The following is a 20,516-nucleotide window of genomic DNA, read 5'->3' on the forward strand; positions in this document are numbered from 1 at the left end:
AATAATTTGAAATTTAATCCAACGCTTTGTAATCTATCTCTAAAAAATCTTCTACGTTTCTCAACCATATATTTTGCACAAAGGCAACATGATCTGGATGATTATTATAATATTGGTATCCTTCTTCGTTTTTAAATTCCATTGAAATTCCGTATTCAAATTTATTTTTGATACTAACCTGTTTAAGTATTTCAAATTTTTCAACGCCATTGATTGCCGTTAATTTTGTTACTGCATAAAAAAATTGTTGCTTTTCAAGTTCATTCATTCCTTCATTAAATCTAAAAACGACCGAATGACGTATCGTATTATTGCTATTTCCATTTAAAACAACACCAGGCTTCATTACTTTATCATTATTCATACTAAAGAGATTTATGATGTATTATTTGAGATTACCAACCTTGCGTCAATCCGTTCTTAACAACTTTTTCGTATTTATCTTTATCGAAACTATATAAATTTGGAGCTTTGTGAGCTACATTACTTTTCTTCTCGTCCAACTTTGTCAAGATTCCGATTGCCATTATCTTACGCAGAAAATTTCTACGGTCGAGTTTTCTACCTAATATCGTTTCATATAATTTTTGCAATTCCGGAATAGTAAATTTTTCGGGAAGTAAATTATACCCTACCGGCATTAAATTTAACTCCATACGAAGAGTTTCCAATGCTGTCTCTAGAATTTGTCTGTGGTCCAAAATCAATTCCGGTACCGCATTATGGTCAATCCACTCCACAATTTCATTTATACCTTCGGGCTGTGGAACGGTTTGTAAAAAATCGACTAAGGCATAATAACCAACCGTTACAAAACGACTAGCATACCATTTTCCTTCGTCTAAAGGTATTCCATAAAAATCCAGAACAGCATTGCTAACAGCCACACTACACCTTCTAGCTGCTCCAAATGTAGAAAACTGCCTCAGAAAAATACCTTTCAGTCCTGTTCTACCATGTAAAACAGTAACCGCAGCCTCATCAATATCTTCATTTACAGGTACAAAACCGCCAGGCAAAGCCCATTTATCACTGTACCTTGTTTTTATTAATAATACCTTCAGCTGATTATCATGAAATCCGAAAATCACACAATCTATTGATAAACCCGGTTGATATTCTTCCTTGTTATCTAAAATGGTTTTTAACATGTGATCTATTCTAGTAATTAAGTTATATTATTTAAAGACGCAATTTAGCTCATTTTTTTAAAGAAAATAAAGAAATGCCTAATTTTGAAAGTTCCCTATTATTTACTTTTGGTTTAAACAAAAAATGTTTACTCCAAGAAACAAATTCATTCAACAAGAAAACATATTCGCACACAAAATAGTTAAAATAACTTACAAAAAAAGATGCGTTTTATACTAAATACATTTAGTTAGACAACTAACACAGAAAGAAAAAACACCTCTACGTTCTGTTGAAACAACATATTATATAAAAGCTAGTGCTAGTGTTAAAACAAGGCTTTTTACCTTTAAAACAAACTATAGCTATTGAATCTACGAAAGCTTTAAAAACAATCCTAACAAGGGAATCATTATTTAAGAAACTTAAAATTAATAAACATCATACGAGTCACTTGTTGATAACTTTACTGGTGCCAATAAATTATTTTGTTATATGGAGGGAAATTCACAGACGGAAATCTAGATGGCATTTTGAAATCTGACAACCATAGCGACAAGTGCACTAGGGAATAGGTGTAGCGTCAATACTTTTTTATTTTAAAACTCTATCGAGAGTATTATTAGAAATACTACCAATTGAGTTTCTTTTATTTTACCAACTCGAAAGTCGTTTTTAAACGAATATCTGCTGAGGATGATCCAATCATTAAATCAAAATCTCCCGGCTCAGAAATCCATTCCAATGCCGCATTGTAAAAAGATAATTTTTCTTTGTCAATGATAAATTTGACTATTTTTGTTTCACCCGCATTCAGTTTTATCTTTTGAAAATCTTTCAGTTCAATAATTGGTCTGACTACAGAACCCACTTTGTCTCTCAAATACAACTGAACTACTTCTTCACCTGCTACTTTTCCTGAATTTTTCACGTTTAATGAAACCTCGATTTCTTCTGTATTTTTAATTTTATTTTTAGATAACTTCAAATCTGAATATTCGAAAGTAGTATAACTTAACCCGTATCCAAAAGAAAATCTAGGACTGTTTTTTAAATCCGTATACGCTGAAACGTAATTAAATGCCGTTTCATTTGAAGCTGGCCTTCCTGTATTAAAATGATTGTAATAAATAGGAATTTGCCCTTCTTCCCTTGGAAAAGACATTGGCAATTTCCCCGAAGGATTGTAATCGCCAAACAAAACATCAGCAATAGCATTTCCTGCTTCACTTCCTAACCACCATGTGTAAGCAATTGCTGGGATATTATCCGCAGTCCAATTAAAAATAAGCGGTCTTCCTGCGTTAATCAAAACTACGACCGGCTTTCCTGTTGCCTGAATCGCTTTTACCAATTCTTCCTGAACTCCAGGCAAATGAATATTGCTGCGACTTTTAGCTTCGCCACTCATATCAGCTCTTTCCCCAATACTCAAAATCACAACATCGGCTTGATTGGCAACAGCAATAGCTTCGGCAAAACCATCTTTGTTATCGCCTTCAATTTCACACCCTTTGGCGTAAAGCAATTTGGTGGAACTACCTACTTTATTTACCACACCTTCCCATTGGGAAACAACTTGTTTATCATAATCCAATTCTGGTAATTCTACTGCCCAAAAACCCATATTTTGCTTGTGTTCTTTAACCAAAGGCCCAATAAAAGCGATTGCTTTTATGTTTTTAGAAAGGGGCAAAATGTTTTTCTCATTTTTCAATAACACGATACTTTTTGCGGCAATATTTCTTGCTGCTTTTCTGTGCTCCGGATTGTTCAATGCAGCTTGTTCTCTTTCCCGATTCGAGTATTTATAGGGATTATCAAAAAGTCCTAATTCAAATTTCTTGCGTAAAATTCTTTTTACGGCATCATCAATCAAAGCGATTGGTACTTTATTCTCTCTAACCAATTCCGCTAAATGGTATCGATACGCATTACTTTCCATGTCCATATCACTTCCAGCAATTATGGCTTGTAACGCTGCTTCTTTATTGTCTTTTGAATATCCGTGATTAACCATTTCTCCAATCGAACCCCAATCCGACACTACAAAACCCTGAAAGTCCCATTTCCCTTTAAGAATGTCTCTTTGGAGGTATTTATTTCCAGTTGCAGGAATTCCGTTAATATCATTAAATGAATTCATAAAAGTGGCCGCTCCAGCATCTAGCGCTGCTTTAAAAGGAGGTAAATACGTTTCCCAAAGCATTCTTTCGCTCATATCAACCGAGTTGTAGTCTCTCCCGCCAACAGCAGCTCCATAAGCAGCAAAATGTTTCACACAAGCCATAACCGAATTGACATCTCCCAAATTCCCTTGAAAACCTTTGACTCTAGCGTAGGCGATTCTTGAACCTAAATAAGTATCTTCTCCAGCGCCTTCCATCACGCGTCCCCAACGAGGATCACGGGCAATATCAACCATAGGCGCAAATGTCCAATGAATTCCACTTGCAGATGCCTCTACAGCAGCAATTCTTGCCGAAAATTCCATCGCTTCTAAATCCCAGCTTGCTGCTTCTGCCAAAGGAAGTGGAAAAGTAGTTTTGTACCCATGTACAACATCCTGACCAAATAACAATGGAATTTTCAATCGAGACTGCATCGCTAATTCTTGATATTGACGCGTATATTTAGTTCCTAAAACATTCAACATCGAACCAATTAAACCTGCTTTAATTTCGGCTTCCTTATTCGGATTTATGGTTATAGGCCCAGTCGCTTGATTATTTCCTGTATATTGATTGAGCTGTCCTATTTTCTCTTCGAGTGTCATTTGCTTTAGCAAAGCATTCACTTTTTGGTCAATTGTTTTTTGTTGGGAAAACCCAAGAAAACACGCCAATAAAAAAACTGTAGTTACTATTTTTTTCATTTCAAATTTCGTTGTTGTTTCAGTAGCTATTTAAAATAGTATGAAACGGATTTTTAAGTTTCGAGCTCCTTTTTTATTTTTCTTGTTTTAAAATCATATTTTATAATGTCCCGATTTTCCAATTATTCATTCCAACTGAGGATAGAATTTTTTTGTTTGGGAAATTTTTCAGTTTTCATCTTCTAAATACAGTTTTCCGTCTGAAGCCTCATGTACATAAAGCTCCGCAACATCAAAAACAGTTTTGGTCTTTACGTCAACGGTGTATCGTAACCATTAATCATCCTCAATAAAGGTAACCTGAAATCCAGTTGTTATTGTATCATTACAAGACTGAATATTAACTCCGTCAATCCGCCTTTGTTTCACTTGACAAACATAGCACATTCACAATCAGCGGTATCTTTATCCAAATAAGTATCTCTGTTTTGTACTAAATCATATTCAGTTGCGAATACTTTCCCGGGCAAAGAATAGTTTTGTATTTCATAGCAACGGTAGCTTGAACTTGTCTGAACATCATATCTGATGGTCAGGTTTTCATTTTGAAGTTTTCAGTAAAATCCGGAACTTCTTTTTTATTACATGTAAAAAAATGTCACAGTAACCAGTCGTTGGTATTTATCTTACACCATCCCTCGGACCAATCCTTAACCTAAAAAACACTATTTCAAGTATTTAAATATAATTTCTTGTTCATCTCTATGTAAGTATCCTTCTCAAAACGAAGCAAATTAAAACCAAACAAAGGCTACTAAAACTACTTTTTTTATCAATAAGTTTTAAAAACAAGGCTGATTATACGTTAATACACTAATGTTTGAATCCCGTGAGCCGGAATTTCAACAACCGTTTTCTCAGTAGCAATAATTAAATTATAAGTGACTTTTTTATCGCTTTGATTCATTACCACAGTAATCATTTTTCCATCTTTATTCAGGAATGACGTACTCAACAAAGTACTTCTGCTTACTGCTGTACTGACTCTTTTTGCATCTGGTCGAATGAATTTTGAGAAATGCCCGATGTAATAATACGACGGAGTATAAATTAGTTCCCCAGAGTTCGTATCCGTATGAATGGGAGCGAAACAAAAATTCCCTACATGATTTGGACCTCCGTTTTGGTCTAAAAGGATGTTCCAATCCGTCCAACCAACCGTTCCATTATTAAAATCATTAATCATAGCAATTCCGTAACGTTCCCCATTTGCCCAAAATTGGTATTTTTTAGCATCAAATCGTTCTATACATCCTTCAGTAAACAATAAGTTTTTAGAGGGGTAAGCTTCTTGAACTTTTCGAACATTATCAAACATTGGCGTTCCTCCTGTCCAAGTTTCGTACCAATGAAATCCCATTCCCCAAGCGTATTTTGAAGCTTCTGAATCTGAGAAAATAACATTCGCTCTCTGGTTCATCATATCACGATTGTGATCCCAAACCACAATTTTTTTATCTCCTAAACCTTCCTTTTTCATTGTGGGACCAAGGAAATTTTTTAAAAAATCTCTTTCTGCTTCCGCAGAATACACACAGGATTCCCAAGTTTGCGTTGCCATAGGTTCGTTTTGAATAGTCAATCCCCAAATCGGCATTCCCTCTTTTTCATACGCTTTAATAAACTTCGTATAATAATTTGCCCATGACTGGTAAAATTCCGGAAGTAATGTTCCTCCTTTTAGCATACTATTATTGCTTTTCATGAAAGCGGGAGGACTCCATGGGGAAACATAGAGTAACAATTTCCCACCTGCCGTTTTGATGGCTTCTCTAAGCATAGGAATACGGAATTGTCTGTCGTGCTCAATATTGAACGTTTTTAAATCTTTATCTCCATCTTTAACATAGGTATAGCTCCCACTACTAAAATCAGAACTATGGATGGTAGTTCTTAGTAATGAATAACCAATTCCTTTTTCTTTATCATAGTACGCATTTAGAAATTCCTGTTGTTTCTCTTTGCTCAATTTTGCAAAAACCTCCGCACTGGCATCTGTAATTGCCCCACCAATTCCCATGAAATTTTGAAATGTTTTTTTAGGCTCTACAAAAACTGATACTTCATACTCTAAAGGTTGTTTTGCAATACCGAAGCCCAATTGATCCGTTTGAGTTAATCTTAATTTGGTATTTTCTGCAGTGGTATAAACGGTAACTATTTTCCCTTTTGTTGAAAAAGACAGTTGTTCCGTTTTGTTTTTTTGTTGTGAAAAAGTCAAAAAGCTTAGTGATAAAAGGGCTATTGATGTAATTGTTTTCATGAAGTAATTTTTTTAATTATTAACATATCTGTTTATACCAAACTTGCTTCCATTGAAGTTGTAATCTAACTTTTATTCTGTTTAATATTCAAATTTCTACTAAGTTAGTAGAAATTTGAACAGAACCTACAAGAACAATTTTAAATGTATAGTCAACGATAGAATAACCTATACCTTAAGAAACCATCAACGCCTTTAAGTGACAATAAAAGCTAGATCGATTTTGAGAGATATTAAAACATTCATTCTAATTTTTTTAAAAGACTAAAAGAGAAATAACTTGCTATCGCTACAAAGAAGTGGATGTGTATACATATTTATCGATTAATCTGTAAACAAAATAGAGTTCAGAAATTATAAATATTTCTAGTGGCGGCATAGAATCAGAACGATACTGAGTAATAAAAAAGAAAACTTTATCTAATTCTAATGAATATTTGATTCAAAAAAATACCGTCAACATAAATCGTGACGGCATTTTTAAAGAAACTAATTTTTCGAATATTTACTGAATAAGATCCAAAGTTCGTTCTAATGCCATTCCTCTGGAGCCTTTTATTAAAATAGTAGTATTCACAAAATCATCCGCTGACACATCACTAGAAAAAGCTTCAAAGGATTCATAAAACCAAAAATTAATTTTATCAAATCTATTGGCATAAAAAGCAGAGCCAACAAAATAGCACTTCAGGTTCTCTTCCTTTTCCAGCATCGCTATTATTGACTTATGCTCTTCTTGGCTTTCCTGCCCCAACTCAAACATATCCCCCAATATTAAAATTTTATTAGGATTATCTAATTGCAGAAAATTCTCTATTGCTACTGCCATACTACTTGGATTTGCATTATACGCATCCAGAATAATTTGAGTTGTGCCTTTTGATACTAATTGTGACCTGTTATTTTCAGGAATATAACTTTCAAGTGCCTCTTTTATTGCGTTATCAGAAACTCCAAAATACTTACCTATTACTAGAGCAGCGCTGATATTATTGGCATTATACAATCCTATCAAATGAGACTTTATTATAAGAGCATTGTACCCAATTTCTACAAATGGATTCGCTTTAACAGCAGTAATATTGACATCCGCGTTTAATTTATTGACCCCAAAGGTGTAAGCTTCTAAACTTTTGGTTTTTTCCAGCTGAATTGTATCGTCCAAGTTAACAAAAGCTAGTTTATCTTGTTTCATAAGATAATTATACATCTCACTTTTACCTTCAATAACTCCATCAATACCACCAAAACCTTCTAAATGTGCTTTACCAAAATTGGTTATATATCCATAATCTGGCTGTGCTAATTCACATAGAAAATCAATTTCTTTTTTATGATTTGCCCCCATTTCTACTATTCCTATTTCAGTTTCAGCATCAAAAGAAAGTAAGGTTAATGGAACTCCAATATGATTATTTAAATTACCAACAGTTGCTTTTGTTTTAAATTTTTTCGAAAGGACAACTTGAATAAGTTCTTTTGTTGTTGTTTTCCCGTTGCTTCCTGTAAGTGCAATAATGGGTATTTTTAAATACTCCCGATGAAAGTTAGCCAGTCTCTGAAGTGCTACTAAACTATTTTGAACTAATATTGTTCTTTGGTCAATAAAACAAGAAGCATCATCAATTAGTACATAAGAAGCCCCTTTTTCTAATGCTTCCTTAGCAAAAGTATTAGCATTGTAATGTTCTCCTTTTATAGCTACAAATAATGAATTTTGCTCAATTCTACGTGTATCTATCGAAATTGAGTTACATTGTAAAAACAAGCTATGAATGTAATTGATATCCATTTTGGAACGATTTAAAAAAATAAAAGCCCTAATCAAAGGGCTTTTATTTTTATTATATAATAAATTTAGTTTCTTGCTGACCTTTTCTTATCTGCTTTAGGACCTACCCTAGACATAGCACATCTAAAACCAATGTAGTCCGTGGCCATATCCTGTGGAAAATACCTTCTTTGTGCAGGATCTAACCAGTACGCTCTATCTCTCCAGGAACCACCCTTGTAAACTCTGGATTCATCATTAATCAATGTAGTTCTTTTACTAGATCTGTCGTATTTTCGAACCATCTTACCTAAACTGTCAGTTGTCACATTATGTTTTGGAGAATTGTACATTGTTTTATCTAATTTTGATTTCTCATCAGACTCTCCATCTCCGAAATTATAATATCTGGTAGATTGTTTGTCACCATCTCTGTAATTTACGTTATCGCTTTTGTCAAAATTCTGTCTCAAATAAGTCTCCTGTTCATCAACCGGAACTTGAGCAATCTGGCCTGGGAAATTTCTGGCTACTATTCTACCATTACTTAAAGTGTCGTATTTCATATTGTCTTTCGTAACAATTTCCACTTTACCGTCTTCTCCAATTTTATTTTTAGTGTATTGATTTCCTCTAAAATAATTAAAGTCATTCGCTTCATTATCAATAATAGGTCTGTAAACATCTTGTACCCATTCCGCTACATTTCCAGCCATGTCATACAATCCAAAGTCATTTGCAGGATATTTTTTAACTTCGTTGGTAATATCAGCCCCATCATCCGACCAACCGGCTATTCCACCGTAATCACCATTCCCTTGTTTAAAATTGGCTAATTGATCCCCTTTACTTTGTCTTTTTCCCGAACGCGTGTATCCACCGGACCACGGATATTTTTTCTGACCTTTATAAATATTATATTCTCTTTGGCCTACATCTGCAGCAGCTGCATATTCCCATTCTGCTTCAGTTGGCAACCTATATTCCGGAAGAAGAATTCCAGATGATCGTTGTGCATACACATTTTTTGGCTCAGCAACTGTTCCATTTTTTCCTGCTTTTGGAGTTTTTCTAGCTCCTTTTCCTCCTTTTAATACAATGTCTTCATTTCCACCATAAGTAGACGTTGGCGAGTTTAAGTACGTTTCAGTATCAAAGTTGCTCTCCGCGGTTACATCAAGAGTTTTTGCATTCTTTTTAAGATACCCATTTTTTTCTAAAAGAGCTTCGTTTACACGTTGCGTTCTCCAATTACTAAACTCTACTGCTTGTATCCAGTTTACTCCAACTACCGGATAGTCCGCATACGAGGGATGCCTTAAGTAATTATTAGTCATTGTTTCATTATAACCTAATCTATTTCTCCAAACCAAAGTATCTGGGGAGGCTCCTTCATATATATTTTTATAATTCTCTTCTGTAGGTGGATAAACACTTTTCAGCCAATCTAAATAGTCTAAATACATAGAATTAGTAACCTCTGTTTCATCCATATAAAATGACTGTACGTGTTGTTGTGTTGGTGTATTATTCCAATCGTGCATAACATCATCCTGCACTTTACCCATCGTAAATGTACCGCCTTCTACAAAAACCAAACCTGGTCCTGCTTCTTGCTTTTTCTTGCTTGAGCCTTTTTTACTATCCATATTCCAACCTGTTGCTCTCGAAGTGTTCTTTGAACTGGATTTTTTACTGCAACTGGAGAAACCAACAATCAATATGATCGATAGTAACAACTGTAAGCCCATAATTCTGTTTGCTTTCATACTCTTTAGTGGGTAATAATTTTAGTGCCGCAATATAATAATTAACAATTAATCCGCATCTAAGATTTTTAATATTTTTACAAATCTAACTTTAACATTAAATTATCTAATCTAACGCAAATTTATAATATTTATTATTTACAATTACACGAAATGATTTATTTTTACGCATTAATAATAACCTCCTATTAATCACGTTAAAAAAACAATGAGAAAAATATTTTTGGCTTTTCTAGCCCTAATTCCCTTTGTTGCTTTGGCTCAAATTAAAGGTGCAGTCACTATCGAATGGTTAGAAAAAAAAGAAATGTCTTATGGGAATTCTAAAGTCATTATCCCTCAATTTACAGGAAATAGTTTTCATTATGAGGCTTCGAACCAAACATTAGTTTTTACTTTAAAAATAAAAGAGGCAGTCTCTTTTGACGAGGGAAAGATTCAAATCACAAATGTCATTTATGAGTCAATAAGCCTTTCTCAGCTTGGAGATCTAGCTCCTGAAAACATTCCTAAAACAGCAAATCAAACCCTTTTAATTACTAATTCAAGAAATATCAAAGAGGCTTTCATCAGCCTTTCCCCTCTGATAAAAGATGATTTTGGCTTCAAACGAATCAAATCGTTTTCTTATGAAATTGAAAGTAATAACGCTAGAGTTTCACAATTCAGTAAAACTTCTAACTCCATCACTAATTCTGTCTTAGCTACTGGGGATTGGTTTCAATTTTATATTGAAAAATCAGGAGTTTATAAAATTTCTAAAAGTTTTTTGCAACAATTAGGCCTTGATATTAATACCGTTGATCCTCGTAAAATAAAAATATACGGTAATGGTGGCAGAATGTTACCGCTTTCAAATAACATTTACTACCCAAATGACGTGAGTGAAAACGCCATTCAGATTAATGGGGAAAGTGATGGTGTTTTCAATAATGAAGATTACATCCTGTTCTATGGTGAAGGAGTAGACACCTGGAATCAAGAAAGTAGAACGCACCTGAATTTGTATGATACAAAATCCTACTATTATATTAACGTACAAGGAGCAGATGGAAAAAGAATCGCTTCTTTGACACAACCTGCCGGAAACAGCACTGTGAATTTAAACTCCTTCGACGACTATCAATTCCACGAATTAGATCTTATAAATATTGCCCGTTTGGGCCGTCAATGGTTTGGAGAATCATTTGAGGTAAAAGAGGAGCAAGAATTTGATTTTATTTTTCCAAATTTCGACTCTTCAGTTCCTGTAAAAATAATGCTGACTGCTGCCTCGGCGGCTTTTACACCAACTTCATTTAACATCACCGCTAATGGAGGTTCCGCTGGGACTATTTCATTTCCAGCATTAAACAGCAATTCTGGAACCGAATTTATCGTTGGACTTTTACCAAATAACGCTTCTTTCGTTGGAGCAGAAAAAATCAAAATAAAATTAAAATACAATAACAATGGAGTTCCGGGTTCTAAAGGTTTTCTGGATCACATTAGACTTATTGCCAAAAGAAAGCTACAAGGCTATGGGAAACAATTTCGTTTCCAATATGACCAATCGGCTTCTAGTTTTGGAATTGTAAATTATGATATTTCAGAAGCAACGGGAATTTCTCAAATTTGGGACATTACCGACACCTATAACGTAAGCAACCTAATAAATACGAATCAGAGCACCTTTAAGTTTAAAGCTAGCTTGGGCGAACTCAGAAAATACATTGCATTAGACCCGTCCGATTATTACAGCCCTTTGAAAGATAATAAAGCAAAAATTCCAAATCAAAACTTAAAGGGCACAGTATTAGAAAACAGCCAAGGTCAATTTCAGGACATTGATTACGTAATTATTTCGCCCTCATTTCTGAACTCGCAAGCCGAAAAATTAGCTAATTTCCACCGCACCAACTCTAATTTAAAGGTAAAAGTAATTTCTTTAGAATCGATATATCAGGAATTTTCTTCCGGAAAACAAGATGTTGCAGCAATCCGAAATTGCATTAAGTACATCTATGAAAATGCTTCAACACCGGAGAAAAGAGTGAAATATATTAATCTTTTTGGCGATGCTTCTTACGACTTTAAAAACAGAATTCTTAACAATACTAATATAGTACCTATATACCACTCCCTAAATAGCAACACAACAGGCGAGAGTTCTTTTGCCTCCGATGATTTTTTTGGATTAATGGATCCTTCTGAAGGAAATATTATTTCCAATTTTGGAGGTATTGATGTTGCAGTCGGAAGAATGCTAGTGAATGACACCAAACAGGCTAGTGAAATGATAAACAAAGTAATAGAATACCATGATTTAAAATCGTATGGAAACTGGAGAAACAATGTTGTTCTAATTTCTGATGATTCTGATGTACCATCAGATGCTAGTTTACAAAACAGACAAAATGGTCTTGCAGATATAATTTTTTCCGAAAAGCCTTTTTTGAATGTTAGCAAAATTCTATTAGACTCTTACACACAAGAAGCCTCTGCAGGCGGCTCCAGATATCCAAAAGCCCGTACTGATTTTTTTAATGCTTTTGAAAAAGGAGCTCTGGTGTTTAATTATTTAGGACACGGCGGTGAAGATGGTTTGTCAAGTGAACGGATTTGGGAAAAATCAGATGGCCAAAACTTAAGCAATCAATACAAGTATCCATTATTCATAACCATCACTTGTGAATTTTCCCGTTTTGATAATCCGTTAAGACCTACTGCAGGAGAATACACGTACTGGAATCCAAAGGGCGGAGCAATAGCTATGATCACCACCATACGCTCCATAGGTCAGTTTAGCGCCGAAAATTTTAATGATGTTTTTACTAAAAATCTATTATCCTATGGTTCTAACCAGTACACATCAATTGCAGAAGCATTAAGAATTTCGAAAAACAGCAATCCCAACTCAGCAACCAATGTCGTTTTTTACATTGGCGATCCTGCTTTAATGCTTGCTATAGCCAAACCAAAAATCAAATTAACAAAGGTAAATGACATTCCTGTAAACCAATCAATTGATGATCTCAAATCCTTATCAAAAATCAAGTTGACTGGAGAAATTACAGATGAAAATAACAATTTATTGACTAATTACTCCGGTGAAGTTTCAACAACTATTTTTGACAAGACGGTTTCCAGAACTACCTATAACAATGATGGGAACAGTCCCGCTGTTAACTTTACTGTTTTAGGAGAAACAATATTTAGAGGCAATGCATCGGTTACTAACGGCCAATTTGAATTTAGTTTTGTTGTACCAAGAGACATTAGAATTCCATTGGCAAACGGACGCATTAGTTTTTATGCTAAAAAGAATGAGCAGTTACAAAATGAAACTGGATATGATTCTAATATAAAAATAGGAGGAATAAACGAAAATGCTGTTACAGACAATATTAGTCCAAGAGTGAAGTTATATATGAATGACGAGAGTTTCGTTTCGGGAGGTACAACAAATGAATCTCCGTTTTTAGTTGCGTATCTAGAAGATGAGAATGGGATTAATACAGCAAGTGGAATAGGTCATGATCTTGTTGCTATTTTGGATGGAGACGTAAGTAATCCTTTTGTTCTAAATGATTATTACCAAACAAAACGAGATGATTTCACTAGCGGAACGCTTCGTTTTCCACTACGAAATTTAGCTGTCGGATTGCATACTATAACGTTCAAGGCTTGGGATGTGTATAACAATCCTATAACGACCGAGATTCAATTTATAGTAGTAGGCGATGAAACAATAACATTGACCCATGTGTTGAATTATCCAAATCCATTTGTCAACCACACAGCTTTCTGGTTTACACACAACAGACCTTATGAACCACTGGAGGTTCAAGTGCAAGTAATGACAATAACTGGAAAAATTGTTTGGACAAAAAACCAGATTATCACCACCGAAGGATTCTTATCTAAAGAAATAACATGGGATGGCAAAGATGATTTTGGAGATCGAATAGGGAAAGGAGTTTATGTGTATAAACTCACTGTAAAATCAAGCTTAACGAACAAAAAATCTGAAAAATTTGAAAAACTTGTAATCCTTTAATTATATAGTATATTTGTCTAATAAATATTCGCATCCTAATGAGAAAAATAATACCGATAGTTACTTTTTTGCTGCTAGTCACTTCTGCAAAAGCCCAAAATAGAATTATTAACCCTGGCGTTCCTTTTCTGTTAGTAGCGGCTGATGCAAGAGCTGCAGGTATGGGTGACATGGGAGTTGCAACCTCTGCTGATGCATTTTCTCAACAATGGAATCCTGCAAAATATGCTTTTGCTACTGACGCACAAGGATTTTCTATAAGCTACACACCTTACCTTACTGATTTAGTAAATGACATATCCCTTGGTCAATTAACGTATTATCAAAAACTGAATGAGAGAAGTGCATTTGCTGGAAGTATCCGGTATTTTGGTTTAGGTGAAATTGAACTTAGACAGGATGCGAATGATGAACCCAGAATAGTCTCTCCAAACGAGTTTGCTATTGACGGATCCTATTCGTTAAAACTAAGCGAAAAATTCTCGATGGCAATTGCTGGGCGTTTTATCAATTCCAATCTAAAAGTAGCAGCAGATAACAATGATGCCTCTGCTGCAAATTCTTTTGCAGTCGATGTTGCCGGTTTCTTCCAATCTGAAGAGCTCGCTTATAATGAATTTAACGGAAGATGGAGAGCTGGATTCAATATTCAAAATTTGGGCCCAAAAATCAGTTATGACAACGATGATTTCAACAATAATTTTTTACCCGCTAACTTAAAAATAGGAACTGGTTTTGACTTTATATTAGACGATTATAACAAGGTAGCCGTAAATGTTGAATTTAATAAACTTTTAGTTCCAACTCCGCAAAACCCAGATTTGAATGGCGATGGCACAGTGACGCCAGAAGAACGCAATCAAAACAATGACAATTACCGTTCTATTGGATGGACCTCTGGAGTTTTCAGATCATTTGGCGATGCTCCTGATGGATTTGGCGAAGAGATAAAAGAAGTAACCTACGCTGTAGGTGCTGAATATTTGTACCAAGATTCCTTTGCAATGCGTATGGGATACTTTCACGAAAGTCCTCTAAAAGGAGCCCGACAATTTTTCTCGCTTGGAGCAGGTTTCAAGTACAATGTAGTTAAAGTAGATGTATCCTATTTATTCTCGGCATCAAAAGTAAAAAACCCTTTAGAAAACACGCTTCGTTTTTCACTTACCTTCAATTTTGGAGATAAATATGAAGAATATTAAACGTAAATAAAATCCACAAATAACAATCCAAATTTCAACGCCATGAAGTTTGGATTTTTTTTCCTTAATAAAGTATGAAAGAAATAACAATTACTACCCAATTCAAAGTATTCGATTCCATTCAAGATTTACCAAATGACATTCAGGATTTAATGACGCAAGCCGTTGACGTTCGGAAAAATGCTTATGCTCCCTATTCAAAATTCAGAGTTGGAGTTGCAATTGTTTTAGACAATGGCAAAATTGTAGTAGGTTCAAACCAAGAAAATGCCGCGTATCCTTCTGGACTTTGTGCGGAGCGTGTCGCTATTTTTTATGCTGGAGCAGTTTACCCGGAAGCCAAAATTTTAAAAATGGCTATTACGGCTGCTTCTGACTCGAATCAAACCACAATTCCCATTCCACCTTGTGGCTCTTGCAGACAATCAATTGCTGAATACGAAATCCGACAAGAAACCCCTATCGAAATCTATTTTATGGGAGAAATTGGTGTGATTTACAAATCAGAATCCCTAAAAAACTTACTTCCATTTATGTTCGATAAAAAATTCTTGTAAAAATTCCAAAAATCGCCTATTAAATTATAGTTCTTACTTGGAATGTCTTATTTTTGCATTTCGCAAATTTGTGGGAGGAAACTATTTTGCGTTATAGGTACAAATTGATAATACAATAACACTTTAGCAAAAGAAAAATTCAGATGAAAGAAGTTACAAAAGAAGTATATTTAAAGTGGTATGAAGACATGCTACTTTGGAGAAAGTTTGAGGACAAACTTGCTGCATTATACATCCAACAAAAAGTTAGAGGTTTTCTACATTTATACAATGGTCAAGAAGCAGTATTAGCAGGTGCATTGCACGCAATGGACTTGACAAAAGACAAAATGATTACGGCTTACAGAAATCACGTTCAGCCAATAGGCATGGGAGTTGATCCTAGACGCGTGATGGCAGAACTTTTAGGAAAGGTTACCGGAACTTCAAAAGGTATGGGTGGTTCCATGCACATATTTTCAAAAGAGCACCGTTTTTATGGGGGTCACGGAATTGTAGGAGGCCAGATTCCTGTAGGTGCAGGATTAGCTTTTGCAGACAAATATTTTGAAACTGGTGGTGTTACTATGACTTATTTTGGTGATGGTGCAGCACGTCAAGGATCCTTACACGAAGCTTTTAACATGGCTATGTTATGGAAACTTCCTGTTGTATTCATAGTTGAAAACAATGGGTATGCAATGGGAACTTCTGTAGAACGAACAGCAAATCATACTGATATCTGGAAATTAGGTTTAGGATACGAAATGCCTTGCGGACCAGTTGACGGAATGAATCCTGTAAAAGTTGCTGAAGCAATGACTGAAGCAATTGACAGAGCCCGTCGTGGTGATGGACCAACATTCCTAGAAATGAAAACATACCGTTATAGAGGTCACTCTATGTCAGATGCACAATTATACCGTTCGAAAGAAGAAGTAGAAGAATACAAAAAAATTGATCCAATCACTCAAGTATTAGATGTGATTAAAGATCAAAAATACGCTACAGAAGAAGAAATCGAAGCTATCGATCAAAGAGTTAAAGATTTAGTAGAAGAATGTGTAACATTTGCTGAGGAATCTGAATACCCTCCTATTCAACAGCTATACGATGTAGTATACGAACAAGAGAACTATCCATTTTTACCTCATAAACTATAAATCAATTATGGCAACAATAATTACAATGCCTCGTTTGAGCGATACGATGACGGAAGGAACGGTAGCGACTTGGCTAAAAAAAGTAGGTGATAAAATAAGCGAAGGGGACATCCTTGCCGAAATTGAAACTGACAAAGCAACAATGGAATTTGAGTCTTTTAACGAAGGTACCCTTTTACACATAGGAATACCTGCAGGTGAAACTGCTCCGGTTGACTCGTTATTAGCAATTATAGGAACTGAAGGAGAGGATATTTCGGCATTACTAGCAGGAAAACCAACTGATGCAGCTCCAGTAAAAGAAGAATCAAAAGGAACTGAGGAAACAAAAGTTACTGAAGAAACAACTTCTACTCCTGAAGTTACAAAAGCTGCAGCACCTGCCACAACTTCCTTACCAAAAGGAGTTGTAGTTATTACTATGCCGCGTTTAAGCGACACTATGACCGAAGGAACCGTAGCGACTTGGTTGAAAAAAGTAGGCGATTCAGTTGCCGAAGGAGACATTCTTGCTGAAATCGAAACCGATAAAGCAACAATGGAATTCGAATCTTTCAATGAAGGAACTTTATTATATGTAGGAATCGAAGAAGGAAATGCAGCACCAGTGGACAGCCTTTTGGCAATAATTGGACCAGCAGGAACGGAAATTTCCGGAATTGCAGAAAATTACAAAACTGGCGGAGCACCACAAGCAGCACCCGCAGCTGAAGAAGAGAAAGAAAAAGAAGTTGCTTCGACAGAAAAAACTTCAGAGCCAGTGACTCAAAAACCAGTTGCTCAAGAGCCATCAACTGACGGACAACGAATTTTAGCATCACCATTGGCAAAGAAAATTGCTAGTGATAAAGGAATCCAATTGACACAAGTAAAAGGTTCTGGTGAAAATGGACGTATTGTAAAAAGCGATATCGAAAACTTCACACCACAAACCGCTGCTGTTCCAGTGTCGACAACTTCAGCACCAGCTAAAACTGACACTGTAGCTGCTCCAAAACCATTTGTTCCGGCGGGAGAAGTTTTCACAGAAGAAATCAAGAATTCGCAAATGAGAAAAATCATTGCGAAACGTTTAGCAGAATCTTTATTCACGGCACCACATTACAACTTAGTGATTGAAGTAACTATGGATGAAGCAATGAAATCAAGAGTTATCATCAACAACGTTCCAGATACAAAAGTATCTTTTAATGATATGGTGATAAAAGCGTGTGCAATGGCTTTGAAAAAGCATCCAAAAATAAATTCTCAATGGAGAGAAGATTCAATTCTTATCAACCATCATGTGAATATTGGAGTTGCTGTAGCTGTTGAAGATGGATTAGTAGTTCCTGTATTACGCTTTACAGATGCTATGAATTTATCTCAAATTGGCGGAAGCGTAAGAGATCTTGCAGGAAGAGCTAAAAACAAAAAATTATTACCTACAGAAATGGAAGGAAGTACTTTTACAGTTTCTAATCTTGGCATGTTTGGTATCACAGAATTCAATTCTATCATTAACCAACCCAATTCTGCTATACTATCCGTAGGAGCTATTGTAGAAAAACCGGTGGTTAAAAATGGTCAGATTGTTGTAGGAAACACAATGATGTTATCTTTAGCTTGCGACCACAGAACAATTGATGGTGCTACTGGAGCTCAATTTTTACAAACATTGAAACAATTTATAGAAAACCCAGTTACGATGCTCGCGTAATAACTCGGTTCTTAAAATACAAATCCCGTCTTGTTTATAAAACTTGACGGGATTTTTTATTTATTCTTCTCTTCTATCCATCGCGACATATATTTTGTGCTTTTTAAAGTATGATGCTGCAACATGGCTCCCATAAAATTATTCAATCGATGTTGGTGTAAATTAGAGCTTAAAAATTCTATTTTTTTTCTAAAGTCAGTCTCGAATAAACCTTTAGAATAGCGTTGATTGATTATCTCCATTCCATTTTTTTGGGCTTTACCCCAAATTGTTTTGTCTTGATACAATCGTACTGCCGTATCCACAAAATCAGCTACATCATCCGTAATAAAACCATTCCAAGGCAAATCACCATGCATGGATTCAGACCCGATAGAGGTCGTGATACTTGGTGTTCCACATTGCATGGCTTCCAATAATTTCCCTTTAATACCCGCACCAAAACGCAAAGGAGCCAAAACAACCCGTGCTTCTTTAACTACTGCTTGAGCGTTATTAGCTCTTCCCTTTATTAAAAAACCACCCTTACTATTATGCATTTGCAGTACTTTTTGTGAGGGGTAAGCCCCATAAATATTTAGAACAGCTTCGGGAACTTGTTTTTTTAGTAAAGGCCAAATGGTTTCTTTTAAATACTGAACGGCATTCCAATTGGGCTCATGAAGAAAATTTCCGATAAAAACAAAGTCTTTTCGTTCTTCGAAAGTCGGTAATTCCTCCATTTCGAAACGCGTACTTGGTTCCAATAAAAATGGCAAATAATACAATAAAGATGCATCTATTTTAAATGAAGATTCTAAAAGTTCCATTTCAAATTCGGAAATCATCAAAGACATATCACAACGTAAAATACTCGCGATTTCACGTTTCGCAACCTCTTCAACAAATAAATCAGTTGTCATAAAAGAACGGTTTTCTTTGAATGCTTTCTGGCGCGCCAATCGCAGACAATGTAAATCTTCAGTATCCAATACTCGTAATGCATTAGGACACTTTTCAGCTACACGCCAACCAAATTGCTCCTCCATCATAAAACGATCAAACAAAACCACATCTGGATTCAGGTCTTTTATAAAAATATCAAAACTGGAATTATTAAGTTCAATAGATTTTTTTTCTACTTTGTACTCTTGCAAATCAACCATGAAATCACTGTTTTGTGCAGGACTAGCAAACGTAATGCAAAAGCCTTGTGTTTTAAAAAGCGAAATCAATTGCATCATCCTTCCTCCCGCCGCAGACGAATTGGGTTCTGGCCAAACAAAACCAATAACTAAAAGCTTATGAACTTGATTCATAGTATTATAAAATTTCAATTGCAAAATAATACTATTTTGACTTCAATCCAGTCATTTCAACCTAAAATAGATTATAATACACTAATTTTGTATTGAACAAATTCCAATACAATGTTAGGATTAAAATTAGCCACAGACCCGCGTTGGGTCAATATAGTTGAATCAAATATAGAAGAAATCTTGACGGATCATGCTTGGTGCGAACAAAAAGCAGCTTCTAATGCAATCAGTTTAGTTACTTACAACTCCGAATTAGAGGAATTAGTAACCGAGATGCTGATTATTGCAAAAGAAGAATTAGATCATTTACAATTGGTTCATAATTTAATCAAAAGCAAAGGACTGACTTTAGGCAGAGAAAGGAAAGATCATTATGTAAATGAACTTTTTAAATTTATGAAAAAAGATGGTAGCCGAAAAGACGCTCTTTGTGATCGATTGTTGTTTTCAGCTATGATTGAAGCCAGAAGTTGTGAGCGGTTTAAAGTGCTGTCAGAAAACATAAAAGATGTTGAATTAGCCACTTTTTACAGAGATCTCATGATTTCTGAAGCGGGACATTACACTACTTTCTTGGGTTTTGCTCAAAAATATGCTGACAATATAGATGTAGACAAACGCTGGAAGGAATGGATTGAGTTTGAAACTTCAATAATCACTAATTATGGAAAACAAGAAACCATGCACGGGTAGATCCTACACAACTCCTAATCTATTTTAAATAAAAAGCAGGACACTATTAAGTATCCTGCTTTTTATTTAAAATAGAT

General features: G+C 35.1%; 13 protein-coding genes. 6 read left to right on the forward strand and 7 right to left on the reverse strand.

What is annotated here, in order from left to right:
- Window positions 1–13: 13 nt before the first annotated feature.
- The 6 genes from ACNQF9_RS13015 to gldJ all read right to left on the reverse strand — a co-directional run bounded on the left by ACNQF9_RS13015 (window position 14) and on the right by gldJ (window position 9,809).
- Window positions 14–364 (reverse strand): Dabb family protein, encoded by a 351-nt coding sequence (locus tag ACNQF9_RS13015; protein ID WP_417990344.1) that lies wholly within the window; start codon window positions 362–364, stop codon window positions 14–16.
- Between the two features lie 31 nt (window positions 365–395).
- Window positions 396–1,151: an NUDIX hydrolase gene (locus tag ACNQF9_RS13020; RefSeq protein ID WP_417961202.1), complete on the reverse strand. Its 756-nt coding sequence runs from the start codon at window positions 1,149–1,151 to the stop codon at window positions 396–398.
- A gap of 629 nt (window positions 1,152–1,780) precedes the next feature.
- Window positions 1,781–4,006 carry a glycoside hydrolase family 3 N-terminal domain-containing protein gene (locus ACNQF9_RS13025; RefSeq protein WP_417990345.1) on the reverse strand — a complete coding sequence of 742 codons (2,226 nt, stop codon included), beginning with the start codon at window positions 4,004–4,006 and terminating at the stop codon, window positions 1,781–1,783.
- A gap of 805 nt (window positions 4,007–4,811) precedes the next feature.
- A complete protein-coding gene (locus tag ACNQF9_RS13030; protein ID WP_417990346.1) occupies window positions 4,812–6,269 on the reverse strand; it encodes a glycoside hydrolase family 30 protein in 1,458 nt (485 codons plus the stop codon).
- A 505-nt stretch (window positions 6,270–6,774) separates the two neighbouring features.
- Complete coding sequence (locus ACNQF9_RS13035; protein WP_417990347.1) at window positions 6,775–8,061, reverse strand: UDP-N-acetylmuramoyl-tripeptide--D-alanyl-D-alanine ligase; 1,287 nt, start codon at window positions 8,059–8,061, stop codon at window positions 6,775–6,777.
- Between the two features lie 65 nt (window positions 8,062–8,126).
- A complete protein-coding gene (gene gldJ / locus ACNQF9_RS13040) occupies window positions 8,127–9,809 on the reverse strand; it encodes a gliding motility lipoprotein GldJ (RefSeq protein WP_417961210.1) in 1,683 nt (560 codons plus the stop codon).
- Window positions 9,810–10,017: 208 nt separating this feature from the next.
- On the opposite strand from gldJ, the gene porU reads away from it, so the two are divergent.
- The 5 genes from porU to ACNQF9_RS13065 all read left to right on the forward strand — a co-directional run bounded on the left by porU (window position 10,018) and on the right by ACNQF9_RS13065 (window position 18,448).
- Complete coding sequence (porU, locus tag ACNQF9_RS13045) at window positions 10,018–13,848, forward strand: type IX secretion system sortase PorU (protein WP_417990348.1); 3,831 nt, start codon at window positions 10,018–10,020, stop codon at window positions 13,846–13,848.
- A gap of 38 nt (window positions 13,849–13,886) precedes the next feature.
- Entirely contained in the window at window positions 13,887–15,050 is a 1,164-nt protein-coding gene (gene porV / locus ACNQF9_RS13050; protein WP_417961214.1) for a type IX secretion system outer membrane channel protein PorV, read from the forward strand.
- Window positions 15,051–15,124: 74 nt separating this feature from the next.
- Complete coding sequence (cdd, locus tag ACNQF9_RS13055) at window positions 15,125–15,607, forward strand: cytidine deaminase (RefSeq protein ID WP_417990349.1); 483 nt, start codon at window positions 15,125–15,127, stop codon at window positions 15,605–15,607.
- A gap of 143 nt (window positions 15,608–15,750) precedes the next feature.
- Window positions 15,751–16,749 carry a pyruvate dehydrogenase (acetyl-transferring) E1 component subunit alpha gene (gene pdhA, locus ACNQF9_RS13060; protein ID WP_113637949.1) on the forward strand — a complete coding sequence of 333 codons (999 nt, stop codon included), beginning with the start codon at window positions 15,751–15,753 and terminating at the stop codon, window positions 16,747–16,749.
- Window positions 16,750–16,756: 7 nt separating this feature from the next.
- Window positions 16,757–18,448 carry a pyruvate dehydrogenase complex dihydrolipoamide acetyltransferase gene (locus tag ACNQF9_RS13065; RefSeq protein WP_417990350.1) on the forward strand — a complete coding sequence of 564 codons (1,692 nt, stop codon included), beginning with the start codon at window positions 16,757–16,759 and terminating at the stop codon, window positions 18,446–18,448.
- A gap of 56 nt (window positions 18,449–18,504) precedes the next feature.
- Here ACNQF9_RS13065 and ACNQF9_RS13070 read toward each other — a convergent pair whose 3' ends face one another.
- Window positions 18,505–19,746: a glycosyltransferase gene (locus ACNQF9_RS13070; RefSeq protein ID WP_417990351.1), complete on the reverse strand. Its 1,242-nt coding sequence runs from the start codon at window positions 19,744–19,746 to the stop codon at window positions 18,505–18,507.
- 111 nt (window positions 19,747–19,857) lie between these two features.
- Between ACNQF9_RS13070 and ACNQF9_RS13075 the strand changes: the two genes are divergently transcribed.
- The gene (locus ACNQF9_RS13075) at window positions 19,858–20,439 is read left to right on the forward strand and encodes a MiaE family protein (RefSeq protein ID WP_417990352.1); all 582 of its coding nucleotides are present in this window, start codon (window positions 19,858–19,860) and stop codon (window positions 20,437–20,439) included.
- Window positions 20,440–20,516 lie beyond the last annotated feature (77 nt).

The organism is Flavobacterium amylolyticum, assembly GCF_048284335.1.
Lineage (GTDB): Bacteria > Bacteroidota > Bacteroidia > Flavobacteriales > Flavobacteriaceae > Flavobacterium.

Coding starts and splice junctions, on each gene's coding strand:
- ACNQF9_RS13015 (WP_417990344.1), bottom strand. CDS start 364: ATGAATAATGATAAAGTAATGAAGCCTGGTGTTGTTTTAAATGGAAAT.
- ACNQF9_RS13020 (WP_417961202.1), bottom strand. CDS start 1,151: ATGTTAAAAACCATTTTAGATAACAAGGAAGAATATCAACCGGGTTTA.
- ACNQF9_RS13025 (WP_417990345.1), bottom strand. CDS start 4,006: ATGAAAAAAATAGTAACTACAGTTTTTTTATTGGCGTGTTTTCTTGGG.
- ACNQF9_RS13030 (WP_417990346.1), bottom strand. CDS start 6,269: ATGAAAACAATTACATCAATAGCCCTTTTATCACTAAGCTTTTTGACT.
- ACNQF9_RS13035 (WP_417990347.1), bottom strand. CDS start 8,061: ATGGATATCAATTACATTCATAGCTTGTTTTTACAATGTAACTCAATT.
- gldJ (WP_417961210.1), bottom strand. CDS start 9,809: ATGAAAGCAAACAGAATTATGGGCTTACAGTTGTTACTATCGATCATA.
- porU (WP_417990348.1), top strand. CDS start 10,018: ATGAGAAAAATATTTTTGGCTTTTCTAGCCCTAATTCCCTTTGTTGCT.
- porV (WP_417961214.1), top strand. CDS start 13,887: ATGAGAAAAATAATACCGATAGTTACTTTTTTGCTGCTAGTCACTTCT.
- cdd (WP_417990349.1), top strand. CDS start 15,125: ATGAAAGAAATAACAATTACTACCCAATTCAAAGTATTCGATTCCATT.
- pdhA (WP_113637949.1), top strand. CDS start 15,751: ATGAAAGAAGTTACAAAAGAAGTATATTTAAAGTGGTATGAAGACATG.
- ACNQF9_RS13065 (WP_417990350.1), top strand. CDS start 16,757: ATGGCAACAATAATTACAATGCCTCGTTTGAGCGATACGATGACGGAA.
- ACNQF9_RS13070 (WP_417990351.1), bottom strand. CDS start 19,746: ATGAATCAAGTTCATAAGCTTTTAGTTATTGGTTTTGTTTGGCCAGAA.
- ACNQF9_RS13075 (WP_417990352.1), top strand. CDS start 19,858: ATGTTAGGATTAAAATTAGCCACAGACCCGCGTTGGGTCAATATAGTT.